Source organism: Rhizobium sp. NFR12, from assembly GCF_900108545.1.
In the GTDB taxonomy this organism is placed as follows: Bacteria; Pseudomonadota; Alphaproteobacteria; order Rhizobiales; family Rhizobiaceae; genus Neorhizobium; species Neorhizobium soli.
Window position 1 is genome coordinate 22,886 of the sequence record NZ_FNWM01000009.1, and the last position, 20,135, is coordinate 43,020.

The 20,135-nt window shown below is 57.3% G+C and carries 14 protein-coding genes and 3 pseudogenes; 6 read left to right on the forward strand and 11 right to left on the reverse strand.

Annotated elements, in window-relative coordinates; translation table 11 throughout:
• Positions 1-116 precede the first annotated feature (116 nt).
• The 4 genes from BLW69_RS22155 to BLW69_RS22170 form a co-directional block, all read right to left on the reverse strand.
• The gene (locus BLW69_RS22155) at positions 117-1,094 is read right to left on the reverse strand and encodes an aliphatic sulfonate ABC transporter substrate-binding protein (protein ID WP_092665451.1); all 978 of its coding nucleotides are present in this window, start codon (positions 1,092-1,094) and stop codon (positions 117-119) included.
• 44 nt (positions 1,095-1,138) lie between these two features.
• Positions 1,139-1,912, reverse strand: a complete 774-nt coding sequence (locus tag BLW69_RS22160) for an ABC transporter ATP-binding protein (protein WP_092665453.1) — start codon at positions 1,910-1,912, stop codon at positions 1,139-1,141.
• On the reverse strand, positions 1,909-2,643 hold the full coding sequence (locus BLW69_RS22165) for an ABC transporter permease (protein WP_175487310.1): 735 nt from the start codon (positions 2,641-2,643) through the stop codon (positions 1,909-1,911). The genes BLW69_RS22160 and BLW69_RS22165 overlap by 4 nt, the downstream gene beginning before the upstream one ends.
• 111 nt (positions 2,644-2,754) lie before the next feature.
• On the reverse strand, positions 2,755-4,191 hold the full coding sequence (locus BLW69_RS22170; protein WP_092665457.1) for a sulfatase family protein: 1,437 nt from the start codon (positions 4,189-4,191) through the stop codon (positions 2,755-2,757).
• 170 nt (positions 4,192-4,361) lie between these two features.
• Between BLW69_RS22170 and BLW69_RS22175 the strand changes: the two genes are divergently transcribed.
• On the forward strand, positions 4,362-5,444 hold the full coding sequence (locus BLW69_RS22175; RefSeq protein WP_092665459.1) for a LacI family DNA-binding transcriptional regulator: 1,083 nt from the start codon (positions 4,362-4,364) through the stop codon (positions 5,442-5,444).
• Here BLW69_RS22175 and BLW69_RS22180 read toward each other — a convergent pair.
• A complete protein-coding gene (locus BLW69_RS22180; protein ID WP_092665461.1) occupies positions 5,441-6,937 on the reverse strand; it encodes a sulfatase family protein in 1,497 nt (498 codons plus the stop codon). The genes BLW69_RS22175 and BLW69_RS22180 overlap by 4 nt on opposite strands.
• A gap of 158 nt (positions 6,938-7,095) precedes the next feature.
• On the opposite strand from BLW69_RS22180, the gene BLW69_RS22185 reads away from it, so the two are divergent.
• Entirely contained in the window at positions 7,096-7,767 is a 672-nt protein-coding gene (locus tag BLW69_RS22185) for an SDR family oxidoreductase (protein ID WP_092665464.1), read from the forward strand.
• 9 nt (positions 7,768-7,776) lie between these two features.
• On the opposite strand, the gene BLW69_RS22190 is transcribed toward BLW69_RS22185, so the two are convergent.
• Entirely contained in the window at positions 7,777-8,610 is an 834-nt protein-coding gene (locus tag BLW69_RS22190; RefSeq protein WP_244508942.1) for a formylglycine-generating enzyme family protein, read from the reverse strand.
• 249 nt (positions 8,611-8,859) lie between these two features.
• Between BLW69_RS22190 and BLW69_RS22645 the strand changes: the two are divergent.
• A pseudogene (locus tag BLW69_RS22645) lies at positions 8,860-9,024 on the forward strand (IS3 family transposase); the annotation flags it as partial.
• A 1,391-nt stretch (positions 9,025-10,415) separates the two neighbouring features.
• Here BLW69_RS22645 and BLW69_RS22205 read toward each other — a convergent pair.
• The 4 genes and pseudogenes from BLW69_RS22205 to BLW69_RS22220 all read right to left on the reverse strand — a co-directional run bounded on the left by BLW69_RS22205 (position 10,416) and on the right by BLW69_RS22220 (position 12,959).
• Complete coding sequence (locus BLW69_RS22205; protein WP_244508943.1) at positions 10,416-10,847, reverse strand: VOC family protein; 432 nt, start codon at positions 10,845-10,847, stop codon at positions 10,416-10,418.
• A 531-nt stretch (positions 10,848-11,378) separates the two neighbouring features.
• Positions 11,379-11,990 (reverse strand): annotated as a pseudogene (locus tag BLW69_RS22210) (IS3 family transposase); the annotation flags it as partial.
• A 59-nt stretch (positions 11,991-12,049) separates the two neighbouring features.
• Entirely contained in the window at positions 12,050-12,418 is a 369-nt protein-coding gene (locus BLW69_RS22215; RefSeq protein WP_092665472.1) for a DUF6481 family protein, read from the reverse strand.
• Between the two features lie 331 nt (positions 12,419-12,749).
• Complete coding sequence (locus BLW69_RS22220) at positions 12,750-12,959, reverse strand: cold-shock protein (RefSeq protein ID WP_092665474.1); 210 nt, start codon at positions 12,957-12,959, stop codon at positions 12,750-12,752.
• Positions 12,960-14,422: 1,463 nt separating this feature from the next.
• On the opposite strand from BLW69_RS22220, the gene BLW69_RS22225 reads away from it, so the two are divergent.
• The 3 genes and pseudogenes from BLW69_RS22225 (at position 14,423) to BLW69_RS22235 (ending at position 18,806) form a co-directional block, all read left to right on the forward strand.
• Complete coding sequence (locus BLW69_RS22225) at positions 14,423-16,234, forward strand: putative bifunctional diguanylate cyclase/phosphodiesterase (RefSeq protein WP_092665476.1); 1,812 nt, start codon at positions 14,423-14,425, stop codon at positions 16,232-16,234.
• Between the two features lie 234 nt (positions 16,235-16,468).
• A pseudogene (locus BLW69_RS23060) lies at positions 16,469-16,881 on the forward strand (integrase); the annotation flags it as partial.
• A 254-nt stretch (positions 16,882-17,135) separates the two neighbouring features.
• Positions 17,136-18,806 (forward strand): calcium-binding protein, encoded by a 1,671-nt coding sequence (locus BLW69_RS22235; protein ID WP_092665478.1) that lies wholly within the window; start codon positions 17,136-17,138, stop codon positions 18,804-18,806.
• 214 nt (positions 18,807-19,020) lie between these two features.
• Here the strand turns inward: BLW69_RS22235 and BLW69_RS22240 are convergent, their stop codons facing one another.
• On the reverse strand, positions 19,021-19,920 hold the full coding sequence (locus BLW69_RS22240) for a helix-turn-helix domain-containing protein (RefSeq protein ID WP_175487309.1): 900 nt from the start codon (positions 19,918-19,920) through the stop codon (positions 19,021-19,023).
• Positions 19,921-20,135 lie beyond the last annotated feature (215 nt).

Here is a 20,135-nt window from a genome sequence, read left to right on the forward strand (position 1 = left end):
TCAACAAACTAGTATCTACTGTAACTTCAGCTTCCTCCCAGATCTGCGTGCTGCTAGGACAGTCGGAGCGACTTTTGACTGCTGTGCAATCTTGACGTCGACTTCTGTCTGCACGATCAAGCGCTGGTGAAGAGCTCGCCGGTGTAAAACTTCTCCGGCGCCAGCGGGTCCTTGACCGTGCCAAAATCCTGGAACATCCTGTTGAAATCAGCCAGCCATCTGTTGACCGTGCCGTCCTTGGTAAAGCCTTCAAGTTCCTTGGATGTCAGCATCTTGCGGCTGCGGGCAACCTTGTCGGTTGCTTCCTTAGGTGCGTTGAGAAACGCCGTGGTGATCTCAATCGAGTGATCGAGATTGGCGACGCGGTAATCCATCGCCTTCTTCATCACCCGCAGGAATTTCTTCACCAAGTCCGGGTTCTGTTCGACGATTTCGTTGCGTGCCACAAACGTGTTGATGAACGACGTCTGCGGATAGAAATCCTGGTTCGAGGCCAGTTCCTTCATGTCGGGCACGCGCGGCTTGATCGTGTCGATCAGCGGGTACCAGATGCCTGCGCCATCGATTTGTTTCGACGTGAAGGCCGCGACAACGGTCGACGGGTCCATCGGCACCATCTGGATGTCGGCGATCGTCATGCCAGCTTTTGTCAGCGCCATGCGCAAGATCATATCGCCAGACGTTCCTTGAGGAACGCCGACCTTCTTGCCCTTGAGATCGGCCATCGAGGCGATACCGGCCTGGGCGATAACGCGGTCAGAAAAGCCGATATCGTTGACGCCAACCACCTTTGCGCGGCCGCTCGCTGGCAACCAGAGGGCGCCGGGGCCGATCGTCCCGAAATTCAGACTGCCCGCACCCATCGCCTGGATCTGGATCGGACCATTGGTAAAGACCTTCACCGTTGGCTTGAGACCTTCTGCCTCCCACAGCTTCTGGTCCTTGGCGATTGCCAGCACACTGGCATTCGGGAAATCGGCGATATAGCCGATCGTCATCTCGGCGGACTGGGCGCGAGCCCCGGCGCCGATGGAAAACGCGCTGGCGCCGGCAAGTGCGGCGCCGGTTACCATAAGATGTCGTCTCGTCAGCATGGTCATTCCTCCTTTGACGGGCTGCAACGCTTCATAGGCAAGGATCAGGCGGCTGCGGCAGGGTGATACACCGCCCGCCAGACCTCGTTGCGCAATTCTGAAAATTCTGACGAAAGCCGCATATCCTCGGTGCGAGGATAGGGCAGATCGACATTGACAATCTTATAAAGCCGGCCCGGCCGGGCTGCCATGACAACGACACGGCTTGCGAGATAGACGGCCTCGTCGACATCATGGGTAATGAACATTACCGTGCGCCGTTCCTTGCTCCACATCGTCAGCAACTGATCCTGGAGCTGCACGCGGGTCAAAGCATCGAGCGCTCCGAACGGCTCGTCCATGAGCAAGATCTTCGGATTGACCGCATAGGCACGGGCAATCGCGCAGCGTTGCTTCATGCCGCCAGACAGTGTCTTCGGCAGTGAATTCGCAAAGTCGGTCAGCCCGACAAGGGCGATGAAATGATCGGCGATCCGCCGCCGCTCATCCCTTTTATGACCGGCAATCTTCAGCCCGAACTCGACGTTCTGCTGCACTGTCAGCCACGGGAAGAGCGCATATTGCTGGAAGATCACACCGCGTTCAGGTCCCGGCCCTCGGACTGGCGTGTCATCGACCAGGACTTGTCCTGAGGACGGCGCAGTCAGTCCGGCTGCAATATTCATGGCCGTCGACTTGCCACACCCGGAGGGTCCAACGACGGTGATGAACTCGCCGTCCTCGATATCGAGGTTCAGCCGTTCGAGCGCCGTAAACGCTGTCCGGCCGGCAATATCAAACGTCTTTCGGACGTTTTTGAACGATATTTTCGGGGTCATAGTTTCTCCTGCCAGGCAGTCAGCACACTGTCGATCGCCATGACGATGCGATCCATGATCAGTCCAAGAATGCCGATCGAGATCAGGCTGACGAAGATGGTCGCAAGATCGTAATAGAGTTGTGCCTGCTGCATCCGGAAACCGAGGCCCGACTGGGCTGCGATCAGCTCGGCAGCCACCACGGTCGACCACGACGATCCAAGACCGATACGGACGCCCACCATGATATAAGGCAGCGAGGCCGGCACGATGACGCGTCGGAAGATGGTGAAATCGTTGGCGCCCAGCACCCGCGCCGCGTTGATCATGGTCCTGTCCACACTGATGACGCCCTGATAGGTGGCGACGACGGAAGACAGGAAGGATGCGAGGAAGATGACGAAGATCTTCGGCGTCTCGTCGATGCCCATCGTCACGATTGCCAGCGGAATGACGGCAAGTGGCGGAATGGTGCGGAAGAACTGGACGTAGGGCTCGATGATGGCGCGGGCGACTTTGTACCAGCCCATCAGGAAGCCGACCGGAATTGCAACGAGAATGCCGAGCGCAAAGCCGGTAAAGACGCGGCCGAGGCTTCCCAGCGCGTCGGACCATAGAAGGCCGCTTTCCGCTTGGATCACAGCTTGTCTGGCGACCGCCAGCGGTGTCGGTAGCCCGACAACGCCATAGGATGTCACCAGGGCCCACATAGAGATACCGAAAACGACGGCAACGATGTTGATCCCCAGCATGGCGAGGGGACCCGTCGGCAAAGGTATCCCCCTTGCTTTATCCGATGTGTTTTCACTTTCCATAACTGCCAAGATCACTCCTCCCGAGCATTCGGCCAGTCCGTCATCCGGTCAGCGTGCCGCTGCCATAACATCCCGTGTCTCGAAGTTCGATTCGATCAGCCAGTCGCGCATCACGTCCAGAAGCTCTCGCTTGTGATCCTGATGGTCCGGATCGCTCCAGAGATTTCTTACCTCCTTCGGATCATTCTCGAGGTCGAACAACTGTCCGTCGGTCGAGCCCTTGAAATGCACCAGTTTCCATCTGTCGCTGCGCACACCGGTCATGAACTCGGTGCCGCCGGCCATCGCCACGTCGCCGATCTGCTCGCAGAAGACGTGCGTGCGGGGCGTCCAGTCCTTGCCTTCCAGTGCAGGCCGTAGGGTTTTCGCCTCGAACGTGTTCGGCGGCGTGATGCCGGCATAGTCGAGAATGGTCGGCCCCAGGTCGAAAAGCTGGCAGAGCCCGTCGACGGTTCGGCCGCCCTCGAACCGGCCGGCAGTCGACCAGATGACTGTCGGAACACGGGTCACGATATCGTACATCGACCATTTCTGGATCAGGCCGTGCTCTCCAAGGCACTCACCATGATCGGAGGTGAAGATGACGATTGCATCTTCCAGATATCCACGCTCCTTCAATGAGGCAAGCAGCTCGCCGACCTTCTCGTCGATCAGCGTCACATTGCCGAGATAGTGAGCCCACAGTCGCTGCATCTGGTCTTCGCTCGGATCCAGGCTCCAGACGACGGAATCGTGGTCAACCTCGACATCGTGCTGACGCTTGTCCTTCAGCTCCTGATGCAGGCTGTCGAGTTCCTCTTTCGTCGGCTTCGGCAAGGGCAGATCGTTGCGCTTCAGATAACGGTCGCTATAGCGCGCCGGCGGATCGAATGGCGGATGGGGGCCGGGAAAGCCGACCTGCAGGAACAGCGGCTCTGTTGGCGGGTAGGTCTCGACCCACCACTTCGCCATGTCGCCGACGAAGGCGTCGGAATGCATGTTTTCTGGAAGCTCCCAGTCAAAACATCCAAGCCGCTCCCGATAGTCCGCACGCTCGCGGTAGAATTCGCGCTGCTGCTTGACGAGACCTTGAGCGGCGAGCGCCTTGTCCCACTCGTCAAAGTACCAGCGTCCCTCCATGTAGCGGTCCTTGTTTTCCACGACGTAACGCTCGTGGAAACCGCTGTCCGAATTATAGGGGATGGTGTGCATCTTGCCGACATTGACGCAGCGATAGCCTGCGTCGCGCAGGCTTTCGACCCAGGTCCGCTGCCATTTCTGACCGTTGGCAAGAACGCCGGTCGTATGCGGGTAATAGCCGGTAAACAGGCTTGCTCGTGACGGCACGCAACTCGGCGCTGTGATGTGGCAGTCGGTCAGCGCCACACCTTTCTCGATCATCGCATCGATATTCGGCGTGTGTGCGTAAGGGTAACCGAGCGCCGAAATGGAATCGTAGCGCTGCTGGTCGGTCATGATCAAAATGATGTTCGGCTTGTCAGCCATCAAATCGCTCCTCCCCGCTGCAGCCAAACGGCGCGGCGGACATTACAGCATGCGAAGGAACAATCCCCCTCTTTCGCTTGCCTCTCGAAGCAATGGATGACACAACGTTATCGATAACGCAACGATCACTATCGCTGCTTGAACGACGTTAGTTGGCAGGTTTTGGACCTATGACGATCAGTGCGAAAGCCAGGGACGGGGACGACGACCGGAGTACGAGTGAGAGGAAGGACCGCCCTGCCCCAACGCTCGCCTCGATCGCCGAACGGGTGGGCGTTTCCGTCAACACCGTATCGCGCGCACTTCGGGCACCCAATACGGTAAGGGTCGAACTGCGCAAACGCATCAACGTGGCGATGGAAGAGCTGAACTACGTACCCAACCGGCTGGCCGGTGGCCTGTCCGGCACGCGCACCGATATCGTCGGCGTCGTGGTGACCTCGCTGTATTATTCGGAATTTGCCAGCGTCATCGATACCCTGCAGTCATCCCTGCTCGAACACGACCTGCAGGTCATGCTTGCCAATACCCGCTACAATCCCGACCAGGAGCTGAAGCTGGTCCGCTCGATCCTGAGCTGGCGGCCGGCGGCGGTGGCAATTATCGGCATCGACCATCCGCCAAAAGTGGTCGAGCTCCTGAAGTCCTCCGGCATTCCGATCATAGAGATGTGGGATACCAGCGGCCCGGTAATCGACACGGCGATCGGTTTCGACCACCAGGCGGTGGGGGCAGCCCAGGCCCTCCATCTGATCGATCGCGGCTACCGAAAACTCGCCTTCGTCGGCAGCCTGCGTGAAAACGACCGGCGCGCGCGAAAACGTCTTTTCGGCCTCGAAACCGAAGCGGTCAAAGCCGGGATTGCACCGGTCGTCACCTGCACAGAACCGATAGGTGGCAGCCCCGATCTCGGCGAAAAGCTGGCGCTTGACCTGCTCCAGACCCATCCCGGCATCGATGCCATCGTCTGCAACAGCGACGTCGTTGCTTTCGGCGTGATGCGCAGCCTGAGAAAGCTTGGCAAACGCGTGCCCGAGGACATCGGCGTGATCGCCTTCGGCGACAACGAAGCCGCCGCCTGCATCACCCCGCCGCTGACCACCATCCGTCCTGATCGCGAGCGGATCGGTCGCCTGACCGCCGATGCCATCGTCACCCGCATCAACGGCGGCGAACCGCAGACGACCATCGTTGACTGGAAACTCGTTGCCCGCCAGAGCACGCAACGGGACGCAACTGAGGAAGACGGCTAGGCGCCGTCCTGCCGCGATCTGCTTTCCGGCGTGCGGCTGGAATTGGCGCCAAGTCGCACACTTGCAAGCGTCCAGCCTTGCGTCTTCAGCGAACTTTCGATGCGCCAGGTGAGGATCGCGCTGATCAGTTCCTGCTTCACGGCCTGGTGCGCCGGGTCGGACCATAAATTGTTCACCTCCGTCGGATCGTGGTCCATGTCGAACAACTGGCCTTCGTGGCTGTCGACGAAATGCACGAGTTTGTGGCGCCGGCTGCGGATCATCGTCATGAACGTCGTGCCGCTGAATATGCGGTCGCCGGCATGTTCGGAAAAGACGTATCGTCGGGGCTCGCACTCCTCACCGCGCAGATAAGGCATCAGCGACTGTGCCTCCATCCAGTCCGGCACCGGCACGCCAGCCATGTCCAGAACAGTCGGAGCAAAGTCAAAGAGCGAGACGAGATCGTCCACCACCCTGCCCTCGGCCACCCGCCCCGGCGCCCAGACAATTGCCGGCACACGAACACTGTGCTCGTACATCGACCATTTCTGGCTGTGTCCGTGATCGTTTAGGCTGTCGCCGTGGTCCGACGTGAAGATGATGATCGTGTCGTCCAGTACGCCGCGCCGCTCGACGGCCTCAAACAGTTTGCCCATCTGCGCGTCGATCATAGAAACATTGGCGAAATAGTGCTGCCGCTGGCGGCGCGTCTGTTCCCTTGTCGGCTCGGCTAGATGCACGACGGCATCGTGGTCGACCGCCAGATGCTGATCGCGCAGCACTTTCAGCGCCGCCGGCTGGGCCGCGATGTCATCCTTGCTGAGAATAGGTTCCGGCAGCTCGGCATCCGCATAGATGTCGAGAAATTCCTGGGTCGGATCATAGGGCGGGTGCGGCCCGGGGATACCGATCTGCAGAAAGAAAGGTTCATTGCCGGTGTAGGTATCGAGCCACATCTGGGCGAGCGCCGAGACGAAGTTGTCGGAATGCAGGTCCTCGGGCAGGTTCCAGACGAAGGCGCCGAGCGACGAGCGGTAATCCTCCCGCCGACGATAGGTGACACGGCTCGGCTTTTCAAAGCCGCGCGTCCAGATCGCCTTGTCCCACTGGTCGAGGAAAAACGGGAGCCGCGGCGTGGCACGGTCTTTGTTTTCCACTACGTGCCGCTCGTGAAACCCGAACGAATCCTCGAAGGGAGACGTGTGCATCTTGCCGACGTTGACGCAGCGGTATCCCGCCTCGGCCATCAGTTGCACCCAGCTGAACGCCCACGGCTCGTCATTGCGGAACACGCCGTTGGTATGCGGATACACACCTGTAAACAGGCTTGCGCGCGACGGCGCGCAGGAGGGCGAGGTGACGTAGGTCTGGCGGAAGTAGGTGCCTTCCCTGACCATCCGGTCGAGATTGGGCGTCTTCATATAGGGAAAGCCGCCGGCAGCAATTGTGTCGAACCGCTGCTGGTCGGTGATGACAAAGATGATGTTCGGCTTTTTCTTCTCGTTTGACATGATGTTTCTCCCAGTCCGACACCCGCTTACAGCCCGAGCGACCGCAAGCCTTTCACTCTCAACAAGCAGCTGTTCTCATCTGCCGAAAACTCTAGTACCAAATATGATGCTGCGCCCGATGCGGACGCAAGCAATGCCGGCGAGCAGGAGGAGGACCAATGGCGACCGTTCTGATCACCGGGTGCGATCGCGGGCTTGGCGAAGAATTCGCGCTTCAATACGCGGCCAAAGGCGATCGTGTCATCGCCACTTGCCTTGATCCCGACGCTTTCGGCGAACGGCACAAACATCTCCGCACTTTGGAAACCGTCAAGCTGGACGTGACCGACGAAGCATCGGTCCTTCGCCTTGCTGCGGAGCTGGACGGCGTTGCGATCGACGTGCTGGTCAACAATGCCGGCATTCCGGGCCCGCATCCGGACTTGCACGAAACGGACCTCGTGCTCTGGCGAAACATGCTGGAAGTCAATCTGATCGCGCCTTTCGTCGTCACAAGGGCCTTCACCGAGCACGTTGCCCGCAGCGAGCGCAAGGTGATCGCTTTTATAACAAGCCGCATGGGGTCGATCGGGCTCAACAATACAGCTAGCGCCTACGCCTATCGATCCAGCAAGGCAGGCCTCAACATGGTCATGAAGAGCCTTGCCATCGATCTCGCGCCCCGCCAAATCTGCGTGCTTGGCCTTCACCCCGGCAAAGTCGCCCGTCAAGGGGACGGCGGACTGAGCAAATCCGAGAGCATCGTGCGGATGCGCGAGGTCATCGATCATTCCGGCCCGCACCAGACAGGCAGCTTCTACAATTACAATGGCCAGATCCTCCCTTGGTAAAAGTCACGGTTACGGCAGCACGTCATAGGCGACACGGAAACCCGTATTGCTCGAAGCACTGTCGGCCGATAGGCCCATGCGGGCAGCTATTCGATAGCGATAGCAGTAGCTCTTGTGGCACAAGAAAGAGCCACCTTTCAGAACCTTGTCAGCGGACTTTTTCGCCTGGTCGTTGCGAAGCTTCGCAGCCTTGGAGAGCGACCGCACTTTGAAGGCATCCGCGGTCCATTCCCAGACGTTACCGGAAAGGTTGTAGAAACCTGCTTCTGATGGTTCGAAGCTGCGTGCCGGCGCCGTGCCGAAGTAGCCGTCAACCATCGTATTGTGGTTCGGAAACCGGCCCTGCCAGATATTGCAGAAACTCAGATCGTCGCTCGGCTCAATGTCGCCCCAGGGATACCGGCGCCTCCGGTTGCCGCCGCGTGCGGCATGTTCCCATTCGGCTTCGGTAGGCAGTCGGCCACCTACCCATGCGGCAAATGCCATCGCATCATGCCAGGAGACGTGCGTTACTGGATGATCCAGACGGTCCTCGATCGAGCTGCCTGGCCCTTCTGGTTGATTCCAGGTCGCGCCGTCGACGCGTGTCCACCAGGGGGTGTTGACGACACCTCCAGTAGCGAGGGACTGGTTTTTGAGGAGTGGGGAGAACACCGCCGACATGCCGAACCGCTCCGATTCCGTCACATGGCCCGTCGCCTCGATGAAGTCGGAAAACCGGGCGAGCGTGACGGTTTCGACCTCAAGATGGAAATCCTGCAGCAAGACCCTCCGCTCCGGACCTTCACCATCAGCGGCGATGACGGGATCATGGGTACCGACGAAGCTCTCTGCTCCCTTCACCGCAATCGTCTGGCCAGGGCAACCTCGAACCGTGAAACTTTTGGCTCCTGCCGCCGCCTGGCCGTCCCCGGCTCGCGCCGCTACCGAACAACATCCACTCATGTGTCCCTCCTAGAAAGCGGTTCGACCCGCCTTAAACTGCGAAACCTGTATCAGCCCTTGAGGCCGACAGCGCAATACTCATCCAGAGCTGGCTCGGGCAGTTTGCATAGCCGGGAAAAGTGGAATGTCTGCCTGTCCTCGCCCTAAATGCCGGGAACAGGACATATCGATACGAGACGACCGCGCGGGGACCATAGCTTGGCTTTCAAGGCAAAGATGGCGCTCGCTGCGATCCGTGGCGAGCAGACGCTGGTGGAATTGTCCCAGCAGTTTGACGTGCATGCGAACCTAATCAAGCAATGGAAAGACCAGACTGCGCGAAGAGATCACCAGCACCATCGTCACAGCAGGAAAGCAAAAGATCAGCTTTACCACCAGCGTTGGGTGCAAATTGGGGACCACTTCAGCACGCGCTTTGGAGGATGTCATCCATCGTGCAGATACTGCTCTATACGAGGCAAAGACAAGCGAGCGCAACTGTGTGACAATGGACGGCGTTGCTGCCGAAAGCCAACGAACGGCCGCTTGAGATCATTGCACCTCATTATCGGTGTGAAAATAGTGACTTAATTTCGGGTGGACCGCCACCCTTCCAGCGTAGTGAACATTCACGATTGCAGTGCGAGGGCGTGGCGTCACCCAAAAGGCAGGCCTCTCTCCGCGCCCGCTGACCTGCTCATCTTGAATTGCGAGCCTGTTTTGGTTTGCCAGATGGCGATGCCTGTAAAGTTGCTTCGAATAGCGGCGAAAGTGCCGCCCAGAACGAAGCGTCGTTGGTTATTGCCGTTCGGACAGCCTGCGTCATCCTGTGTGTGCCAGTTCCCTGACGCATCACCCCCCCGACTGAGAGACACCATGCAATTGACTCACCAACGTCCGGTGAAAAAATTGTTTCTAGTGGAACGTGACAGACCTTCTCGCCTTGAGGGGGTTCGACCCACGACCCTCTTATTTGAATATAGCTGACGCGCTGAACTTCCACAGCGGGACCGTCGTTTGTCTTAAAAGGGTCGGCGGATATGGGGCCGCAAGCGTACTGTCCGATGATGGGTGCCGAACGGCGAAAACCGGACATCTACGTAAGCGGTGATGTGTTCCGCGTTTGGCCCAAAGCGGACATTGCGCATGATAAATACGCTATATCATTGATAAGATCTCGGAGACACATTCAACCGGCGAGGAACGGTACACCGGCGATGGTGTTTGTTTCTCGAAGCCTGGAACTTCCCACCGTCCAAAAAGACGGTGATCTTCCAGCGTTGTTAAGGTGGTGCGGATCGGCACCATTGCTCAAATGCAGCGCTACGATTTCAAAAGATGGTTCCGCGGCGATCGCCAGGCTTGCCTATCTGCTCGCAGTCCATAATGGACCGTTTCCACGTCGGTCCACGGCATTGACCTCCGCATGTGCCGCGATAAACCTTCTCACAATCTCAAGGTGGCCGTTTTGAGCGGCAACGTGCAGAGTGGTAAACCCATCTTGGTCTGAGGCGGAAGGGCTGTCAGCACAACGCAACTCGGCGTGTAACGCTTCATAGTTCCCCTCGGTAGCGTGATGCCAGAGGGCATTTCTACCATACTCATCGACGTTAGCCCGTGTTTTTCTCCACGGCCAGATCGCCATTTTTACCTCTAAAATACATTCATGTGGAGTGTGCACATTGCGTCGCGACTGTGGCCCATAAAGTATCAGCAATCCTCCACTAAGCAGGCGGCTGCATTAGCTCTACGGTGATACCATCCGGGCCGGAGATGTACGCGACCATTGTTCCGCATCGGGGGCCGGCTGGTATCGGCTGCGGCGAACCGATCACTGCCCACCCCGCCGTCTCAACCCGCGCGATCGCCGTGCGGATATCCTTAACCGTGAAGGCGATATGAGCGGCGCCGATCGCACCCGCGCTACGAGGTGTCTGGCCCAGCGTACGGCCTGTCGAATACTCGAGAAGCTCGATAGGGTAGCCATTTGGAGCCGTCACCAGCGCCATTCGGCAACGGGGGTCGTCAACCCCCGTAGCCTCCCGTAGAAACTCCCCACCCATCTCTCCTCGGCGAGCAAGGTCGAAACCCATCGCCTCAGTCCAGAACTGGATCGCCTCCTCCAACGAGGCGACCGAGAATCCCGTGTGGTCCACAGCTATTACGCCGGCATCTTCGGCCATCTTTAATCCTCACATATCTACCAGTTACGTCTGCCCGATCTAGCGACGGCTCGATAGCCTTGCGAACTTTCTTTCGTCTCTCGACACCGTTCGGAGCATCACTTCACGTCAGATAATTCAGCCAACTGAAGATAATAAGTCGCATGTTCCGCCTACCATCGAATTGAGAATTAACCCAGCCAGCAAAAGCAGGGACGGAGTATCCACCGGAGGGCTTTGGCGGGAATTCGTTATGCCAGGCCCAAAAACTACTCCTTTTGTCCTTCAGCAGGTCCAAATTTCTTTCTTCGGTGAAAGGCGGAAGATATCGTTCTTTTTGACGAGCGAAACTCTGATGTTCCCGCTCAGCCTTGTGCAGGCACCATCGTATCAGTGGTGGCTTTCTCTTTCCTCTGCTGCGTATCCAAACACCAAAACACACGACTATCTGTGCGACGACCTTGCAAATTAATGAATATCGAACGGTCCCGTTGGATAGCCGCGAGTTTCGTAGACACCCTCCGGTTACGTTTTCTGCTGCTTTTCGAACTCGACGGGCGACAGCATCCCGTTTCTGACATGTTTGCGCTTCGGGTTGTAGAACATCTCGATATAGTCGAACACGTCCTGCCTGGCTTCGTCTCTTGAGCGATAGACCTTCCGGCGTATCCGCTCCCGCTTCAACAGATTGAAGAAGCTCTCAGCGACGGCATTGTCATGGCAGTTGCCCCGTCGGCTCATCGAATGAACCAGATTGTGGTGCTTCAGGAACGCTGCCCAGTCCATACTGGTGAATTGCGATCCCTGATCCGAATGCACTAGAACCTTTTCCTTTGGCTTTCGCCTCCAGACAGCCATCAGCAACGCCTGCAGCACGACATCCGTTGTCTGACGGCTCTGCATCGACCAGCCGATAACACGGCGGGAATAGAGATCGATCACCACCGCGAGATAGGCGAAGCCTTCGTTGGTCCGGATGTAGGTGATGTCCGTGACCCACGCCTTGTCCGGAGCAGCAACGTCGAATTGACGGTCCAGAGTGTTGTCGATGACAATGGAAGGCCATTGTCGCCGAACGTTTCGGTGATGGCGTGACCCGACCCGTGGCCCGCCGGACGGCAGGCCTAGAGACCTTAGTTTGGTGAGGACGACTTAAGACCTGGAGGCCCCGACAGCTGTAAGGCTTTAGCAGTTAACTAACGCTGCCGCGCCTTGCGATTTGCGTATCGGCGATCGCGCTCGGCTTTCCGTTCAGCTTCATCTTTAACAACGCGCGCAACGAGTTCGTCCTCAGTCGCTTTACGTGTCTCTATTTGTGCTTCCGCGGTAGCTTTTGCGTCGGAAGCCACTGCCTCTAGCCGGAGCCGCTCTTCGAATCTGATGCGATCTCGTTCAACGCGGCGAGCTTCACGAGCTTCAACAATCGAGACACGCTCAGCCTGTCTGGCAACTCGCGAAAGTTCGATGGAGCTCTGCGCTTCACGGTAGGCATTGAGGAGGGATGCCTTCGCGTCAGCCGCTGCTGAGCGACGGTCGGCAAGCTCGTTGTTTCTTGAGTGTTTCAAATCGTTTCCTTATTGGGTATTAAGCGTCTGTCAGCTTACTGCCATGCATTCGTAAACAGGAATGGACTCTAGTGGCCAAAGCTCGATCTAATACAGGCTATGTATAGTAACGGTTTGCCATCGCTTCCTGCATTACCTGCTGAGAAGAGCGTTGAGCGAATCGACGCGGCACCGGCAAACGCCGAAGGCGATCACGTGCTTCTGGCACATTTGCTAGATCTTTTTTCAGTGGTGATGGAGTCTGACAGATGAGGCAAGCCGCAACGCCTGGCTTTAAGCTAATAACGTAGTTACAACAAAATCCGAACAGTCCGTGAACGACGAAAAAGGATTACGTGGACTGCAAGTTGCAAGCCGACATCTTACCGGATTTAGCATCGCGCTCGAGCTCAAAAGAGACCTTTTGACCTTCCACGAGTTCGCGCATACCTGCACGTTCTACAGCCGAGATGTGAACGAAGGCGTCAGCGCCGCCGTTGTCTGGCTCGATAAAGCCGAAACCTTTGGTGGAATTAAACCATTTTACTGTGCCAGTGGTCATAGCGAAGCCTTTCAAAGCAAAGAGTGAGCCGCGCAGCAGGTGCTGTGCAGATGAAGACCGAATATTTTTGAAAGAGAAGTTCGCTCAAAGCGCGGTGCCAGTCGCGCGGTAGACAAAGCTCGGCAAGCAAAAGATCGATCAGTCATTCCTAAGGGCTAGAAGCTTTTGCGTCAACATTTAGTTTCCGGCAGCGGACCGGTACAGTGCGGAAGGCGGACAAGGATTCCCCTGCTGGACACGTTCGGCGCTTCCATGTGAGCAGCGGCTTCGTTCTGACCCTTATAAGGTGGCGGACGCCATCCTTGCATGCGCGACCGAAGGATACCCTCCGCTGCGGATAACGCGCGACTCTACCGCCTACATCGGTTTGTGATCCGTCCTACAAACTTGACTTGCCTAACTAGAGGTCCTGAAGGATGTCACAACGGCTAGCGACAGCCTGACCGGATGCGAGGCTAGACAGGCGCAGTATGCCTACTGGCACAGATCAGTGCGTGGCAGTTCTCCTTCACAAGATGCCTCTCTCCAGTGCTGCAAACGGACTGGCGGCAGCAACAGTTGGATAGGGTTTTCCAATGGCGGTTATCTCTGCAGCTGCCGCTTACACAGCCAACGGTAGGCTCTACGTCACTGTATCCATGGAGAACGTCGCGGCTCAGCTCAGTGTGGGTCACGACGATCTAACCTTTTAAGAAGTACTGTCCGCGCATTCGGCTCTCGCGCATGACTATTATCAAGCAGTTATCTGAGGTCATTTGGTCATTTTTAGCTTATGAGCTCGGCATATTCTTGATCCTCTGCCACCGTTTTGGCGAAGCAATCGTTGCTAATACCAACGGCTGCACAATCCTCCCAAGCCGCTGAGACGACAGCGTACTTTAGAATTTCGTATTTTAGAGTGTCTTAATGTTTCTTAAACCTCGGCGTATCAATGTCTAAACGCTTCGAGTCGTGAGAGGTAAGAGGCAGTTGTTGGGCTCGCTTCAATCAGCACGGGCGAGCCTACCTTCTTAATCAATATCTACGTCCTTAAAGAACTTGTCCCTGCCAGGCTCATTGGCTCTTCCCGGCGTTTTCAGGCGAGGATCACTGTGGCCGCAACATGGGCCGCCGAGGCCCGCTGGTCTTGAATGACTCGTCCCCCTGCGGAGACCGATATGGTCGTCGAGATAGCGAAAGGAAAGTGCCACGGCTCGAGGAGGCATGTAAGGCCTCAATCTCATTGCCACCGAAGCATTTGTTTTGATTTGGTGGCAGGGGGGTAGCATGACGCGCAGTCAAATAGGTGAGGCGCCATTGGGTGATGATCAAGGAGCATGTCCGCGAGGGGTATAGCACGTTCTTGGTGCCGGGTCGGGTTTGCGTTGAACGACAGAATTGCCTGTGAGGCTAAGACTACTATCCACAATGCATGGTTAAGGATCTGAGCTGGCAGCCTTCCAGCCTCCGAGAAAGCAATTGCGATGATACTAAAACTGCAGAACACCATTTTGGAAATGATCGCCCGCGGCGAAGCTTTGCAGGCAACGATCGAGCGGCTGTGTGTCGAAACTGAAGCCTTGCTCATCGGGACGGTGTGTTCAGTGTTGTTAGTTCGTGATGAACGTCTTCAAGCTCTCGCTGGCCCATCACTCCCGCAATCTTTTCAAGAAGCCTTGGATGGTTTGCCGATCGGGGGTTTTATTGGGTCCTGCGACACTACAGCTTTTCAAGGGGAAGCGGTGACCGTCACAGAGATCGAACATGATCCTCTTTGGGCAGGCTTTAACGCCATAGCACTCCCGCTCGGCTTCAAAGCACGCTGGTCGACGCCGATTTGCAGTGGCGGCCGCGTCGTCGCGACGTTTACTTTTTACTTTCAGGACTGCCGAGGCCCAAACGAGCTAGAACAGCGCATAGTCAACGCGTGCACTCATCTTTGTGCTATCGCCATAGAGCGAGATGATAGGGTTCGGGAGCGCCAGCGCCTGACTTATACTGACGTACTGACCGGGCTTCCTAACCGGGCAGCGTTCAATCAGGTTCTTTCAGCGCTAGCCGGGCGCGCAGGGGGCGGTTGGGCCGTAATCCTAGCGGACCTGGATAATCTCAAAGTCATCAACGACACATTCGGACACGGCGCCGGTGACGAACTCATACAGATCGTTGCAAAAAGGATAGACGCTGTAGCCGGCACGGGTCGTGCGTTCAGGATCGGTGGCGACGAATTCGCAGTCGTTGTTGAGAGCGACACTACGTCTCCGCTTTCGACTTTAGCAGGGAGGCTCCTTGAGGCCATCAAGGGGCAAGCGCATTGCGGCGACCACGTTGTCCTCCCCAGCGCCACGCTAGGCGGGTGTGTCGCGAGCCGAGATGAGCCTGCCGATCAAGTGCGCCAAGGCGCTGATGTCGCGTTGTACCATGCTAAAGAGCGCAGTCGCGGCCAATTCGTCGAACACCGACCTGGGCTTGGAACGGCACTAACGCGGCGCTTTCGGGCGATCCGAGACGTTAGTCTCGCACTCGTTGAAAAGCGAATACATCCTTACTACCAACCAATCGTACGGCTCGATTCGGGTGAAGTGGTAGGGTTTGAAGCGTTGTGTCGGATGTCGAAAGCCTCAGGTGACATCATCGCGGCTGCCAATTTCCACGAAGCAACCAAAGATGCCCATGTCGCTGCCGAACTAACCCAGTGCATGCTCCAACGTGTCGCGCGTGATATGCGCAGCTGGCTCAACAGGGGCCTTCCTCTCCAGCACGTTGGCATCAATCTTTCTGCTGCTGATTTTCATGCGGGTCGGCTACAGGAGAGGATCTGTACAGTCTTCGCGGACGTCGGCGTCCCGCTTGATCATGTCATCCTTGAGGTGACCGAGTCCGTCTATCTCGGCCACCGCGATCATGTGGTTGCCGACGAAATCAAACTGCTTCGCAGCTGCGGAATGCGCGTCGCGCTCGACGACTTTGGCACAGGGTTCGCATCACTCACTCATCTCCTGACGGTCCCGGTCGACATCATCAAGATCGACAAATCTTTCGTCGACAGGTTGACGCCTGATGACGGGGCTGTCGTTATAGTCGAAGGGCTGGTCAGCATAGCAAACAAGTTGGGTCTGAGGGTTGTCGCTGAAGGGATCGAAACGGATCTCCAGCTCGAGCAACTCGTGTCGTTCGGCTGCAAACTTGGACAAGGATACTTATTCTCCAGGGCCGTTGATGCAGATGCTGCTGCAAGCCTAATGGCCCTCTACGGTCAGCATGTAGGAAATGATCACGAACCGCTTAGAGCCTGATTGGCCGTTTGCCGTCAGTTTGCAGAGTGAGTAGTGTCCATATTTCTTCGAAATAGCCGGTTCCAGTATGCCTGACCGAGACGGACCGAAGCACAAAGTGCAACTGTGTTGCAGACAAAAAGATCATCGGCAACATCAACGAGCGCGACGCCGGCACGCCATTCTTGTTGACTGGCCACAAGCAGACTTACCGACCAGGATGTCGCAACGTTGCGCCATCTAGTAAATGAGGGAATGAGGAGAAGACCCTTTCGTGCCCTAACGTCTGATCTTGCCTATCTGCAAGCATGGTAGCTGGCGGCGATTGGTAGATTTCTGCCTCGGCCGGCCCGAAGCTTTGCTCCTAAAATTTGTCGCACATCATTTGTGGGACCCGGAGAAGCGCGAAACCGATCCGGATCACGGGATGCCAGCAGAGGTCGAGCAGAATCTCCGTAGCCAAGGTTTCTAAAGTCGGCAGGCCCGCATCCCCCGATACCGAGCGCCGGCCCCTCGCAACGTGGGCGACGCCCACGAAGTGGCGCGGACTAACCCACGTCTTCGCCTCCCCTGCCCTTTAGCTCGCGATACGGCCCACCCCGAGACAACGTCGCCGAAAGAGCAACAAGGATGTCACCGGCGATGTCGTCGGCAAGATTTTGGCAACCCGCATCGCCGGCTGGCGACTAGTCGAAGAGGGCAGGCCACCGAAATTTCGTCGCGCATTGAGACGATCCGCTTGAAAGCCACCAGGATGTCGCTGAGCCCCTTCGCGACAGTGCTTGAGACCCTCGCTCAGAATGGCCATTGCGGCGTTCCTATGAATCCATCATAAGAGCTTAAATGCCGGGCGGGGCTAAGTGTCCTTACCGTACCGTTGAGACAGCGAAACCAAGCCGATGACACTCAGCATGATGGGCAGATGACCGAAAAGATCGTGATCACCAGTGACCGCACTGCTCAGGTGACGGATCTTGAAACCGGCAGCGAATTTATCCTCAACAAGGGGGTGACGCTAAGCACAGCCGCGACGGCGATAGTGGCGACCGGCGTGGCGACGCAGCGCGACTTCTACATCAACGGCACGGTGCTTTCCGCTTCCAGCTATGCCTTCCAGTTCGGCACAACCGCGGTGACCGACAGCCAAAGCCAGTTCGTGGTCGGCGCGTCCGGTGTGGTCAACGGCCAGGACTACGGCCTGAAGATCGACAGCGGCGGACTGGAGCTCATCAATGACGGCACGGTGGCGGCACGCCTGACCGCGATCGCAGTTGCTGCAACGGCGACGACAATCGTCAATACCGGCCTGATCGAATCCTCTGCAGGTATCGGCGTCGCCGTGTCCGGCAGCAACGCGGAAATCATCAATCACGGCACCACGCATGCGGCGCTGGATGTGGTGCAACTGCGCGGCGCCTCGGCCATTCTCACCAACAATGGCGAGTTACGCTCCGACAAGGGCTCGGCGATCGTGTCCAGCGGCAAATCGGCGGTTTTGACCAATCACGGCACCGCGACCGGCACCGGGACCACCATCGCATCGTCCGGATCCAATGCTGTCATCACCAATGACGGCACGGTCATCTCGATGAAGGGCGGCGCGATCACGGCGACCGGCGCTGCGGCGATCATCACCAATAGCGGCGAGATCACCGCTTTGAAGAACGCCATGACGCTCACCGGAGATCACGGCAAGATCACCAATAACGGCCTGATCAAGGCCTCCGGCTATGCGATTGCCGTCTCGGCCGACGATACGATCATCACCAACAACAAGACCATGACGGCGGCGGGCGGCATCCAGGTCGGTGGCGCCGGTGAAACCGTGACCAATGACGGTACGATCACAGGCACGCAGGCATCTCTGGCGACGATCGATTTTTCGGGCGCGAGCAAAGCGGCGCTGCAAAACAACGGCCTGATCAAATCGGCGGGCACCGCATTCCTGGGCGGCAACAGCGCCGATTCGCTCTTCAACAAGGGCACCATCACCGGCGACATCAAGCTGGGCAATGGCAACGACTATTTCGACGGCACCGGCGGCAAGGTCAACGGCACGATCTATGGCGGCAACGGCAACGACGTGTATGTGATCAGCGACGCGAAGATCAAGCTTTCCGAAAATACCGGCGGCGGCACCGACCTCGTCAAATCGGCAGTGTCGTTCACGCTGGGCAACAATTTCGAGAACCTGACGCTGAACGGCGCTTCGGCGATCAGTGCCACCGGCAATGCGCTGGCCAACCAGCTTCACGGCAATAGCGGCAAGAACGTCATCGACGGCAAGGCAGGCAATGATATCATCTGGGGCCATGGCGGCGCCGATATCCTGACCGGCGGCGCGGGTGCCGACCAGTTCGTCTTTGCCACCAAGGACGGCAAGGACACGATGGCCGATTTTGTCGCGACCGGTCCGAAGCACGACATCCTCGACCTCACCGGTCTTGGCAGCATCATCGACTACAAGGACCTGGTCCAGCACCATATGAAACAGGTCGGGCACGATGTTTACATCGATGGCCTGAACGGCGACAGCATCCTGTTGCAGAACGTAAAGCTCGCGGCCCTCGATGTGGGCGATTTCCTGTTCTAAGTTGTGACGGTCCGCGGCAGCGGCGCAGCCAAATTCTGTGAGTAGCCACCGGTATGCACCGATGGCTCAATAAGGGCCTCTCATTCCAGCATCTCGGAATTAACTTGTCGGGCGCGACTTCCATGCCGGCGCCAGTTTGATCCATATTTGTCGATGCAAATGTTCCACTGCGGCAGGTCGCTTTGTAAGTTACAGAGATCGAACCATTGTAGGCCTAGTTTGGGCCGTGGCTTGGAGCGGCTGATTTGATGTCGTCGGTCCGGCATATCCTGTAGTTACTTGGTGACGTGCCCAGCCTCGCCATGAAGACTTGGCGCATGTTCGCTTGGCTCCCGAGACCGCTCAGCTGCGCGACTTCCTTGATCTTCCGGTCGGTGGTGGTCAGAAGGTTGCATGCACGATTGAGGCGTATGCTGAGAATGTAGTTTCCGATCGTCTGCCCCGTCTTTTCCTTGAAGGTGCGTGAGAGTGTTCTTTCCGTCATTGACACCATCTTCGCCAGAGTGCCGACGCTGAGGTTTTCATTCGGGTTTTCTTGAACCCAATCCTGAACTCTATCAATTGGCGTCTTACGGCGCGTTGCCGGCGTCGGAGCGATGAGTTTTTCCATCCGCTCGATCACGCCCAGCCGGCGGGCCAGTTCATGTGCGAATGCCGGCCCAAAATCCTCCTCGACAAGTGTAAGAACGATGTTGCGTGCTTGGATTGACGAGGCCCAAGTCGACAGCGAGCCGGAGTGACAGCTATCCGCAAAGGGCTCGATGGCTATGCTGTTTCCGAGCATCATGACCTTTGGAACGTCTGCGGCTTCGCAAGCGACTTTCCCTCCCGCAGCAAGGCCACAGGCCGCCGCCAGCACTACACCATTGCCCCATGCCAGGACCCGCTGAAGATGGGGGCGGGCCTTAAACAATCCAGCATATCCAGCATCAGTTGTTGGACGGGAGTTGCGGTCTGCGGGTGGCATTAGGATAGCGCCGACCTCTTGGGGGAGATCCTCAATACCGTGTGCCGGGGTGCAGCTCAACCAAGTGGCGAAGGTGAAAATATCGTTCGCCGAGAGTGAAAAGCTTACCAGCTTATAGATTTCACCCTCCGCCAACAGGTTTGCCATATCGAAACACCTCGCGAGGTCCGCTATCTCCTGAAGTAAGATTCTGTCTCGTAATAGTACACCCACATACCGAGTCATTTAAAACCCCAACATCCTCACTGGGCATAGAACACGTTTTGCCTAAATACTGTTCACCTCGTGTCTAAAAATGTAACCATCATGAACTTTGGCTCCATTTAAAACAAAATGCGATATTGATTCAAAATTCTATCGAC

What these genes read in the sequence shown, in the direction of transcription:
- BLW69_RS22170 (WP_092665457.1), bottom strand. Translation starts at nt 4,191, where the DNA reads ATGGCTGACAAGCCGAACATCATTTTGATCATGACCGACCAGCAGCGC.
- BLW69_RS22180 (WP_092665461.1), bottom strand. Translation starts at nt 6,937, where the DNA reads ATGTCAAACGAGAAGAAAAAGCCGAACATCATCTTTGTCATCACCGAC.
- BLW69_RS22235 (WP_092665478.1), top strand. Translation starts at nt 17,136, where the DNA reads ATGACCGAAAAGATCGTGATCACCAGTGACCGCACTGCTCAGGTGACG.
- BLW69_RS22160 (WP_092665453.1), bottom strand. Translation starts at nt 1,912, where the DNA reads ATGACCCCGAAAATATCGTTCAAAAACGTCCGAAAGACGTTTGATATT.
- BLW69_RS22220 (WP_092665474.1), bottom strand. Translation starts at nt 12,959, where the DNA reads ATGACCACTGGCACAGTAAAATGGTTTAATTCCACCAAAGGTTTCGGC.
- BLW69_RS22225 (WP_092665476.1), top strand. Translation starts at nt 14,423, where the DNA reads ATGATACTAAAACTGCAGAACACCATTTTGGAAATGATCGCCCGCGGC.
- BLW69_RS22155 (WP_092665451.1), bottom strand. Translation starts at nt 1,094, where the DNA reads ATGCTGACGAGACGACATCTTATGGTAACCGGCGCCGCACTTGCCGGC.
- BLW69_RS22240 (WP_175487309.1), bottom strand. Translation starts at nt 19,920, where the DNA reads ATGGCAAACCTGTTGGCGGAGGGTGAAATCTATAAGCTGGTAAGCTTT.
- BLW69_RS22165 (WP_175487310.1), bottom strand. Translation starts at nt 2,643, where the DNA reads ATGCTGGGGATCAACATCGTTGCCGTCGTTTTCGGTATCTCTATGTGG.
- BLW69_RS22185 (WP_092665464.1), top strand. Translation starts at nt 7,096, where the DNA reads ATGGCGACCGTTCTGATCACCGGGTGCGATCGCGGGCTTGGCGAAGAA.
- BLW69_RS22175 (WP_092665459.1), top strand. Translation starts at nt 4,362, where the DNA reads ATGACGATCAGTGCGAAAGCCAGGGACGGGGACGACGACCGGAGTACG.